This is a genomic window from Microbacterium sp. GXF7504 (assembly GCF_054798235.1).
The window spans coordinates 395,804-406,500 of sequence record NZ_JBSJZI010000003.1 but is presented as its reverse complement, the minus strand read 5'-3'; the positions used below and the strand labels follow the sequence as shown (position 1 = coordinate 406,500).

At 73.9% G+C, this 10,697-nt stretch carries 7 protein-coding genes; 2 read left to right on the top strand and 5 right to left on the bottom strand.

Annotated features, from left to right (window positions below):
* Window positions 1-20: 20 nt before the first annotated feature.
* Both hrpA and ACWAUO_RS09315 read left to right on the top strand, forming a co-directional pair.
* A complete protein-coding gene (gene hrpA, locus ACWAUO_RS09320) occupies window positions 21-3,965 on the top strand; it encodes an ATP-dependent RNA helicase HrpA (RefSeq protein ID WP_460774902.1) in 3,945 nt (1,314 codons plus the stop codon).
* Window positions 3,966-4,051: 86 nt separating this feature from the next.
* Entirely contained in the window at window positions 4,052-4,993 is a 942-nt protein-coding gene (locus ACWAUO_RS09315; RefSeq protein WP_460774901.1) for a quinone oxidoreductase family protein, read from the top strand.
* A 350-nt stretch (window positions 4,994-5,343) separates the two neighbouring features.
* On the opposite strand, the gene ACWAUO_RS09310 is transcribed toward ACWAUO_RS09315, so the two are convergent.
* The 5 genes from ACWAUO_RS09310 to ACWAUO_RS09290 all read right to left on the bottom strand — a co-directional run bounded on the left by ACWAUO_RS09310 (window position 5,344) and on the right by ACWAUO_RS09290 (window position 10,681).
* Window positions 5,344-6,786: an LLM class flavin-dependent oxidoreductase gene (locus ACWAUO_RS09310; RefSeq protein ID WP_460774899.1), complete on the bottom strand. Its 1,443-nt coding sequence runs from the start codon at window positions 6,784-6,786 to the stop codon at window positions 5,344-5,346.
* 83 nt (window positions 6,787-6,869) lie between these two features.
* Complete coding sequence (locus ACWAUO_RS09305) at window positions 6,870-8,129, bottom strand: MFS transporter (RefSeq protein WP_460774898.1); 1,260 nt, start codon at window positions 8,127-8,129, stop codon at window positions 6,870-6,872.
* Window positions 8,130-8,184: 55 nt separating this feature from the next.
* A complete protein-coding gene (locus ACWAUO_RS09300) occupies window positions 8,185-8,502 on the bottom strand; it encodes a thiamine-binding protein (protein WP_460774897.1) in 318 nt (105 codons plus the stop codon).
* Window positions 8,502-9,788: a glycosyltransferase 87 family protein gene (locus ACWAUO_RS09295; RefSeq protein WP_460774895.1), complete on the bottom strand. Its 1,287-nt coding sequence runs from the start codon at window positions 9,786-9,788 to the stop codon at window positions 8,502-8,504. The genes ACWAUO_RS09300 and ACWAUO_RS09295 overlap by 1 nt, the downstream gene beginning before the upstream one ends.
* Window positions 9,789-9,832: 44 nt before the next feature.
* On the bottom strand, window positions 9,833-10,681 hold the full coding sequence (locus tag ACWAUO_RS09290) for an ADP-dependent NAD(P)H-hydrate dehydratase (RefSeq protein WP_460774894.1): 849 nt from the start codon (window positions 10,679-10,681) through the stop codon (window positions 9,833-9,835).
* Between the last annotated feature and the right edge of the window lie 16 nt (window positions 10,682-10,697).

Below are 10,697 nucleotides of genomic sequence, written 5' to 3'. Positions count from 1 at the left end.
GCGGGATAGCATCGAAGGCTGTGTCCACACCGGAACCCGTGATCTCGTACCCCCCGGAGCTGCCCGTCAGCGCGGCCCGGGAGGAGATCGCGCGCGCCGTCCGCGACCACCAGGTCGTCATCGTCGCCGGCGCCACGGGCTCCGGCAAGACGACGCAGCTGCCGAAGATCCTCCTCGAGCTCGGCCGCACCTCGATCGCGCACACCCAGCCGCGCCGGATCGCCGCCCGCACGATCGCCGAGCGCGTGGCGGAGGAGCTGCAGGTCCCGCTCGGCGGGGCCGTCGGCTACAAGGTGCGCTTCACCGACAAGGTGTCCGCCGACACGAGGATCGCGCTGGTCACCGACGGCATCCTCCTCAACGAGATCCACCGCGACCGGATGCTGCGCCGGTACGACACGATCATCATCGACGAGGCGCACGAGCGGTCGCTGAACATCGACTTCCTGCTCGGGTACCTCCGCCGCATCCTGCCCAAGCGTCCCGATCTGAAGGTGATCGTCACGAGCGCGACGATCGACCCGGAGAGCTTCGCGAAGCACTTCGCCGACCGCGACGGCACACCCGCCCCCGTGATCGAGGTCTCCGGGCGCACCTACCCCGTCGAGATCCGCTACCGCCCGTTCGGAACTCCGGACAGATCGGTCGAGGACGACGACGAGCCCGCTGCCCGCGGCACCGCACGTCGGAATGTCCTGAGTTCTGCGCAGGGTGACGACGACGAGGTGTCGGCGATCGTGTCGGCGCTGCGCGAGCTCGACCGCGAGCCGCCGGGCGACGTGCTCGTGTTCCTCCCCGGCGAGGCCGAGATCCGCGACGCGATGGACGCCGTGCGCGGCGCGTACGCGAAGGACGCGGCGCCCACCGAGGTGCTGCCGCTGTACGGGCGGCTCTCCGCCGCCGAGCAGCACCGGGTGTTCGAGCGCTCCACGGTGCCCGGCGTACGGCGCCGGGTGGTCCTCGCCACGAACGTCGCCGAGACGAGCCTCACCGTCCCCGGCATCCGCTACGTGGTCGACGTCGGCACCGCGCGCATCTCGCGCTACAGCAACCGGTCGAAGATCCAGCGGCTCCCGATCGAGGCCGTCTCACAGGCCTCCGCCCAGCAGCGCTCCGGCCGTGCCGGCCGCACCGCGCCCGGCATCGCCATCCGCCTCTACGCCGAGGAGGACTTCGATCGGCGCCCGGAGTTCACCGAGCCGGAGATCCTCCGGACCTCGCTCGCCTCCGTCATCCTGCAGATGCTCGCGCTCGGGTTTGGCGACATCTCCTCGTTCCCGTTCCTCACGCCGCCCGACTCCCGCGGCGTGTCCGCGGCGTTCGACCTGCTGACCGAGCTCGGAGCGGTGAAGCGCGAGCGCGACGGCGCGACGCTCACGAAGATCGGCCGCGAGCTGGCCCGCCTCCCGATCGACCCGCGCTTCGCCCGGATGCTGATCGAGGCCGAGCGCACCGGTGTGCAGCGGGACGTGCTCGCGATCGTCGCCGGCCTGTCCATCCAGGACGTCCGCGAGCGACCCGAGGAGCAGCGCGAGCAGGCGCAGGCCGCACACGCCCGCTTCACCGACCCGACCAGCGACTTCCTCACCCTGCTGAACCTGTGGAACCACCTCCGCGAGCAGCAGGCCGAGCTCGGTTCGAGCGCCTTCCGGCGCCTGTGCCGCTCGGAGTTCCTCAACTACGTGCGCGTGCGCGAATGGTTCGACGTGCACCGGCAGCTGTCACAGCTCGTCGGCGCGCCCAGGAACCCCGAGCCCGGCACCGCCGACCCCGACACGGTGCACAAGGCGATCCTCGCCGGGCTCCTCTCGCAGATCGGCGTGCTCGACGAGCGCGACCGCAAGGCGGAGAAGGGCCGCGCCGGCAAGGGCGGTCCGGCGCGCGCCGAGTACCGGGGCGCGCGCGGCGCGAAGTTCGCGATCTTCCCCGGCTCGGGGCTGCGCAAGAAGGGTCCGCAGGCCGTGATGGCGGCCGAGCTCGTGGAGACGAGCCGGCTCTACGCCCGCACGGTCGCGGCGATCGACCCCGCCTGGGCCGAACCCCTCGCCGGCGACCTGGTGAAGCGGCAGCTCTCCGACCCGCACTGGTCGAAGGACGCCGGTGCGGCGGTCGCGTCCGAGAAGGTCACGCTCTTCGGCGTCGAGATCATCCCGCGCCGCCGGGTGCAGCTCGCCCGGATCGACCGGCCGATGGCCCGCGACCTGTTCCTGCGTCACGCGCTCGTGGACGAGGAGTGGGACGTCTCGCACCTGCCCAAGCAGCTCACCGCCTTCGCCCGGCGCAACCTCGAGCTGCGCCGCCGCCTGGAGAAGGTCGAGGAGCGGGAGCGCCGCCGCGACATCCTCGCCGGCGACGAGGCCGTGTACGCGTTCTACGACGCCCGCGTACCCGCGGACGTGTTCGACGTCCGTTCCTTCGAGACCTGGTGGCGCACCGCCTCCACCCGCACGCCCCGGCTGCTCGACCTCTCCGAGGCCGATCTCCTCGAGGGGGCGGGACGCAGCGACGAGCGCGACTTCCCCTCCCGCTGGCAGCAGGGCGACCAGGTGCTCTCCCTCGCCTACCGCTTCGAACCCGGCGCACCGGACGACGGTGTGACGGTCGTCGTGCCGCTCGCCCTCCTCGCGCAGCTGCGCCCCGACGGCTTCGACTGGCAGGTGCCGGGGATGCGGGACGAACTCATCGCGGGACTCATCCGCGCGCTGCCGAAGGCCATCCGCCGCCACGTCGTGCCGGCGGCGGACTGGGCGGCGAAGTTCGCCGAGGAACTCGCCGCGGCCGGGCCCGAGCACCACGAGGGCCTGCCGAGGACGAACCTCCGCGAGGCGCTCGCCGCCCGCATCCAGCGCATCGCGAACCAGCCGGTCACCGCGGCGGACTTCGACCTGGAGCGGCTCCCCGGGCACCTGTCGATGTCGTTCCGCGCGGTCGACCACCGCGGCCGCGCGATCGGTTCCGACCGCGACCTGCGCGCGCTGCAGGCGCGCCTCGCCGACCGGGCGCAGGACGCGGTCGCGCGGACCGTCACCGGGCAGACGCGTCCGGGCCAACGGATACCGCGGCCCGCCGCATCCGCAGCGGCGTCCGGTCCCGCGTTCGTCGAACGCGCCGGACTCACCGACTGGACGATCGGCGACCTGCCCGAACTCGTGGACACCCCCGTCGCCGGCGGGGTCGTGCGCGGCTACCCGGCGCTCGTGGACACCGGCCAGGACGTGACCCTGCGCATCGAGGCGACGCCCGAGACGGCGACCGCCGCCACCCGCGCCGGCGTGCGGCGGCTCGTGCTGCTGTCGTCGCCCTCCCCAGCGTCGTACGTGCTCGAGCACCTCACCGCGAACGAGAAGCTCGCCCTCGCCTCGTCGCCGTACCAGCACGCGAAGGCCCTCATCGAGGACGCCCGCGTCGCGGTCGCCGACGCCGTCATCGTGCGCACCGCTCCCGACGGGATCGTGCGTGACCGGGCCGGCTTCGAGCGGGTCCGCGACGCCTTCTCGGCGGCCGTCACCGACGAGCTGTTCGCCGCGGTCTCGCTGACCGCCCGCATCCTCACCGCCGTCCGCGACGTCGAGCGCGAGCTGAAGCGGCAGAACTCCCTGACCCTCCTCGGGGCGCTCAACGACGTCCGCGGCCAACTCGGCGGCCTCGTGCACCCCGGGTTCGTGTCGCGCACCGGTCTCGACCGCCTCGCGCACATCCCCCGGTACCTGCGCGCCGCGCTGGAGCGCGTCCGCGGACTCGCCGACAACCCCGGCCGCGACCGGCAGCGGATGAGCGAGTTCGAGCGGATGCAGGCGCTCTACGTCGACGCCGGCGGCACCGTGCCGGTCGCACCCGACGCCCCGCCGCACCTCGTGCACGTGCGGTGGCTGCTCGAGGAGTACCGCGTGAGCCTGTACGCGCAGTCGCTCGGCACCGCCGAGCCGGTCTCGCCGCAGCGCATCACGAAGGCCCTGCGCGGGTGATCCTCGGGCGTGGGCGGGCGCTCGCGGCGGGTCTCGGGGCCGTCATCCGCGGCACGACCGACCACGCGCGCGGGTAGCCTCGGGGCATGGCCCATGCGATCGCGTACACCGAGTTCGGCGGCCCGGACGTACTCCGGGTGATCGAGGTCCTGCCGGCGGAACCCGCGCCCGGCGAGGTCGTGGTGCGGATCGAGGCGGCCGGGGTGAACCCGGTCGACGCGAAGCTCCGCGCCGCGATCCGCGTCTCCCCGCCCATCACCGAGCCGCGGCGGCTGGGCTCCGACGGCGCGGGCGTCGTGACCGCCGTGGGTGGGGACGTCGAGGGGTTCCGCCCGGGCGACGCGGTCGTGTTCACGGGCGCCCAGGGCGCGTACGCCGAGGAGATCGCGGTCCCCGCCGCACGGGTGCGCCCGCGGCCGCCGCAGGTGTCCGCCGCGGTCGGCGCGGCGCTCGGCATCCCGGTCGGCACCGCTTACCAGGCGCTCCGGTCGCTCGCCGTGCGCGCCGGCGACACGCTGCTCGTGCACGGCGGATCGGGTGCGGTCGGGCAGGCGCTCATCCAGTTCGCGGTGCGGTGGGGCGCCCGCGTCGTCGCGACCTCGTCGCCGGCGCGCGCCGACCGGGTGCGTGCGCTCGGCGCCGTGCCGGTCGCCTACGGCGAGGGCCTCGCCGACCGGGTCCGTGAGCTCGCGCCGGAGGGGGTGGACGTCGCGATCGACGCCGCCGGCACGGACGAGGCGCTGCACGTCTCGCTCGAGCTCGTCGCGGACCGCTCCCGGATCGCGACGCTCGTGCGCGGGGCGGATGCCGACGGCCTCGGCATCCGGGCCTTCGCCGGTGGCAGCCCGCATCCGTTGACGCCGCAGCAGCTCACGTGGCGGGCGGAGGCGATCCCGGTCGTCCTCGCGCTGCTGTCGGTCGGCGCCTTCGAGGTCGAGCTCGGTCCGGATCTGCCGCTGGCGGACGCCGCCGAGGCGCACCGGCTCGTCGAAGCCGGCACCCACGGCAAGATCACCCTCGTCCCGTAGCACTCCGCTCCGCTCGCGCGGCGAGCACAACTGCGGAGATCACACCCGACACGCCGCCCCACCCGCATCCGCCACCGGCGTGTCGCCCACAGACTCCGCAGTTGTGCACGCGGCGCGGAGCACGGCCGCGCGGCACCGCCGGAACCCGCCGGCACGGCTCGACCGAGCACGGCTCGCGGACGCGGCGAGCACAACTGCGGAGATCACACCCGACACGCCGCCCCACCCGCATCCACCACCGGCGTGTCGCCCACGGACTCCGCAGTTGTGCACGCGGCGCGGAGCCGCAGCCCGGTTGCGGCACGCGGCGCAGAGCCCGGCGGCGCGGAGCCGAACGCCGGCGCCGCGGGTCAGGCGGGGACGGCGGCGAAGTGGTCGGCGATCTTCGAGGGCAGGGTCGTGTCGTCGGCGGATGCGGCGCCGCTGAACGCACCGCGGTACGCGGCGGCGGGATGCGTCGCGTCGACGCGGGCGTGCCCCTCGCCGTACAGCGACTCGCGCAGCGTCGACCCGCTGTACTCGGTCTGGGCGCGGCCGCGGCGCTGCAGCTCGGGGACGACGTACTCCACGAGGTCCTCGAAGGTGCCGGGGGTGATGGCGTACGCGAAGTTGAAGCCGTCGATGTCGCCCTCGTCGACCCAGCGCTCGAGCTCGTCGGCGACGGTCTGCGGGCCGCCGACGATGACCGGGCCCATGCCGCCGATCGCGCGGTTGCGCACGATGTCGGCGGGGGTCCAGCGCCGGTGCGGGTCGATCTTCGCGAGGGAGGCGAGCACCGAGCGCAGGCTGTCGTTCTCGACCTCCTCGAGCGGCTGGTCCGGGTCCCACTGGCTGAAGTCGATGCCGGTCCAGCCGCCGTAGAGCGCGAGCACGCCCTCGCCCGACGCGTACTCGAGGTACTCCTCGAACTTCGCCTGGGCGGCAGCATCCGACTCCCCGGTGATGACCGTGACGAGCGCGAACAGCTTCACCGCGTCACGGCCGCGGCCCGCCGCCTCGGCGCGGTCGCGGATGTCGGTCGCGATCGCGCGCGCCTGCGCCGGGTTGGCGGGGCTGATGAACACGCCCTCGCCGTGCTTCGCCGCGAACGCGCGGCCGCGGGGCGACGCGCCGGCCTGGAAGATCACCGGGGTGCGCTGCGGCGACGGCTCGGAGAGGTGGATGCCGGGCACGGAGAAGTACTTCCCGTCGTGACCGATCGGGTGCACCTTCGTCGGGTCGGTGTAGACGCCGCGCTCGCGGTCGGCGACGACCGCGTCGTCGTCCCACGACCCCTCCCAGAGCTTGTAGGTCACGTCGAGGAACTCGTCCGCGATCTCGTAGCGCTCGTCGTGCGAGATCTGCTTGTCGAGGCCGAGGTTCACCGCGGCGGAGTTCAGGTAGCTCGTGACGACGTTCCACGCGACGCGGCCCTTGGTCAGGTGGTCGAGGGTCGTGAACTTGCGGGCCAGCGCGTACGGCTGCTCGTAGGTGAGCGCGGAGGTCACGCCGAACCCGAGGTGCTCGGTCACGAGCGCCATGGCGGGCACCTGCAGGAACGGGTCGTTCACGGGCACCTGGGCGGCGTCACGGAGCGCGGTGGCCGCGGAGTCCCGGTACACGTCGTAGGTGCCGACGACGTCGGCGATGAACAGCGAGTCGAAGCGGCCGCGCTCGAGGAGCTTCGCCAGGTCGGTCCAGTACGAGAGGTCCTTGTAGCCGGTCGCGTTGCTCTGCGGGTGCCGCCAGGTCCCCGCGGACTGGTGCGTGATGCACGTCATGTCGAAGGCGTTGAGGATGATGCGCGAGCCCATGCCTCGAGTCTCACATCCGTCGCCCGCGGGGCCGATTCGGCCGTCACACAGCGCAACGGTTCCCGCCCGGGAAACGGGTGCGGTCAGTCGAACGGCACCGGCTCGGGATGCCGCAGCGGCACCGTCGCCGCACCGGCGCGCTCCGCACGGTCCTGCACCCGGTAGGCGGTGAACGCGATCACGAGGCCGCCGAGCGCGAGCAGCACGCCTACCCAGGCCGGCGCGGCGAAGCCGAACCCGGCCGCGATGACGACACCGCCGAGGAAGGCGCCGAGGCTGTTGCCGATGTTCAGCGCCGAGTGGTTCAGGGCCGCCGCGATCGACTGGTTGTCGGCGGAGACGTCCATGAGCCGGGTCTGGATGGCGGGGCTGAGCGCCGCCGAGACGAGCCCCATCGCGAACAGCATGACGAAGAGGACGACGATCCATCCGGCGGTCAGGGCGAGCACCGCGAGCACCAGCGCCATCGCCCCCATGCCCCAGAGCAGGGTGCGGCGCAGGTTCCAGTCGGCCAGGTGTCCGCCGAGGATGTTCCCGATCGTCATGCCGAGGCCGGTGACCACGAGCACGAGCGGCACGACCCACGCGGGCGAGCCGGCCACATCCGTCACCAGCGGCGCGACGTAGCTGTACACCGCGAAGAAGCCGCCGAAGCCGATGGCGCCGGTCGCGAGGGCGAGCCACACCTGCGGGATGCGGAACACGCCGAGCTCGGCGCGGAGCGTGCGTCCCGGCTGCCCGGGCGTGCGCGGCACGAACGCGAGGATGCTGACGGTCGCGAGGGCGAAGATGCCGGTGACGACGGCGAACGCCACGCGCCACCCCAGCTGCTGGCCGAGGAATGTGCCGACCGGCACGCCGACGACGTTCGCGAGGGTGAGCCCGGTGAGGACGAACGCGACGCCCTTGGCACGCTTGCCCGGACCGAGCACGTCGGCCGCGACGAGTGCGCCGATGCCGAAGTACGCGCCGTGCGGGAGGGCGGCGAGCAGCCGCGAGGCGCCGACGAGCCCGAAGGTCGGGGCGATGACGGTGAGCGCGTTGCCGAGGGTGAGGGCGAGCGCGAGCGCGACCATGACGCGGTGACGAGGGAAGCGCGCCACCGAGCCCGCGATGGTGGGGGCGCCGATGACGACGCCGAGCGCGTACAGGCTGATGAGCCAGCCCGCCTGCGCGATGGCGTCCTCCTGGTTCGCGGCCCAGGCCTGCGGGAGGAGTTCCTCGGCGATCTCGGGCAGCAGGCCCATCATGGTGAACTCGGTCATGCCGATGCCGAAGGAACCGATGGCGAGGGAGAGGAGCGCCCACATCGCCGCCCCCCTCGAGCGGGTCGAGGAGGTCATCGCGCCATGCTAGCGGGGTGCGCACACCCGGCGCGAATCGATTCGTTCCGGCGTGTCAGGGGGCGGCGGGGCCGTCCTCCAGTGCCGTCTCGAGGCGCTCGATCTTCGCGTCCAGCTCACCCGACCAGCCCGGCCGGATGTCGGCCTTCAGCACGAGCGAGACGCGGGACCCGTACGGGGCGACCGCGTCGGTGGCGCGCTTGACGACGTCCATCACCTCGTCCCACTCCCCCTCGAGCTCGGTGAACATGCTGGTCGTGCGGTTCGGCAGCCCCGACGCGCGGACGACGGCGACCGCGGCGGCGACCGCGTCGTGGACGGAGCCGTCGGCGCGGCCGGTGCCGCTGGGTGCGACGGAGAAAGCGACGAGCATCAGTGACCTCCTGCGGGAGTGGGGTGGGGACGGTGGGATGCGGTGGCGCGGCGTCCGGGCGCGGGCACGACGCACAGGCGAACGACCGCCCAGAGCGTGAGGGCGATCAGCAGGACGTTCCGCAGCGTGATGACCAGGACCGGGACCGGCGCCGCGGCGAGCATCGCGTAATACGTGAGCGGGTAGATCACCTGCGTGCTCAGCGCGACGACGAGGGTCAGCACCGCCGGGGCGCGCCACCGCCGCCGGTCGAGGACGAGACCGGCGACGACCGGTGCGACGAGCCACACCATGAACTGCGGCGACCCGACCTTGTTGCACACGATGAGCACGCCGACCAGAGCCAGCGCGAGGGCCGGGAAGAGGCGCGCGAACGCGGCACCGCGCCAGGCCTTCACGCCCCCGACGACGGCGACGGCGGCGACCGCCACGGCCAGCACGGGCGTCATGGCCGAGACGATCGCGTCGGCGAACGGCCCGGCGACCTCGAACGTGAGCAGGTCCTCGTCGTAGTACACGGCGGCGCCGGGCACCCCGAGCATCGTCGCCCACAGGTAGCCGGTGCTGACCGCCGCCTCCACCTGCAGGTCGCGCCCGGTCTGGTCGCCGATGAAGCCGAACAGGTGTGCGCCGCCGCCGGCGAGCAGCACGACCCCGACCGTGACCGCGCAGACGGCGAGCGCACCCCACACCACCCGCAGGCGTCGGCGGACCGCCACCACGGCCGCGGCGAGCACGGCCGCCGGCCACACCTTCATCCAGGTCGCGACCGCGAGCAGGACCCCGGCGACGACCGGCCGGCGCACGAGCCAGAGGCAGCCGAGGATCGCGAGCGGCACGGTCACGGCGTCGATGCGGTACAGGGCGACGGGGCCGAGCAGCGCGAGGAAGGCGAGCCAGAACCATGCCGCGGTCGCCCGGCCGCGGGAGCGTCCGCGCCCGACGAGCACGGCGAACGCGACGGCGTCGAGCAGGGTCACGAGCAGCGCCCAGGCGGGCGTGTACGACAGCGCCCAGGCGAACGCCCAGGTCGCGAGCATGGGCACGAGCGCGAGGTGCGGATACACCCACGCCGAGTCGAATCCGACGAACCCGACGTACTCGCGGGTGTCGACGAGCCGGTACAGCCCGGGGTCGACGAACCCGCCGTGGAGGAAGGCGAGCGACCACTTCTCGTAGACGAGGTAGACGTCGCCCATCGGGCTGTTCGGCCACACCCAGCCGAGCACGGCGACCCCGAGGTGGACCAGTGCGAACGCGATCCACAGCACGGCCCGTCTCGTCACGGGTGCCATCCTAGGATGCGGTCCCGCCGCGGTCCCTCCGGGTGTCAGCCCGCGAGCGTCTCGGCGACCGCACGCGGCAGCGCCTCGGCCACGTCCAGCGCCGTGATCGGGCCGCCGGCGGGTCCGAGCGCCTGCGCGGCGAGCACGCCCGCCCGGGCATGCAGCCACGACGCGGTGGCCGCCGCATCCGCGAGCGCCGTGAGGTCGGGATCGCGGCGCGCGGCGAGCCCGGCGACGACCGCGCCGACCGCACCGGCGAGCACGTCGCCCGTCCCGGCGGTCGCGAGCCAGGGGGTGCCGGCGTCGATCCGGTGCACCGGGCCGTCGGGGGCGGCGGCGAAGGTGACCCCGCCCTTCAGCAGCACCACGGCGCCGAGTCGGGCCGCGGTCTCGGCGCAGGCGGCCGCCCGCGCACCGTCGCCGCCCGCGGGGTCGACACGCCCGAGTCCGAGCGCGCTGCGCAGCCCGTCGTGCTCCCGGTCGTGCGGTGTGACGATCACGCGCGCGGTCGCCCCGGGCACGAGGTCCAGGGCGCCGGCGTCCACGACGACCGGCACGTCCCCGCCCAGGATGCGGCGCAGCGCCGCGGTCTCGGGTGCGGTGCGCTGCGCGGGGTCGGTGCCGGAACCGACGACCCAGGCCTGGACCCGTCCGGGGGCGGCGACGGTCTCGGGCCGGCGTGCGAGGACGAGGTCTGCGGCCCTGACCGGGCCGAGGTAGCGCACCATCCCCACGCCGGTGCGCCACGCCGCCTCGACACCCAGCACGGCGGCGCCCGGGTAGGCGTCCGACCCGGTGCGCATCCCGACGACCCCGCGCCGGTACTTGTGGTCGTCGGCGGACGGCGCGGTCAGCGACCGCGCCGCATCCTCCGCCGTCCACCGCACGATCATGCGCCCACCCTAGCGA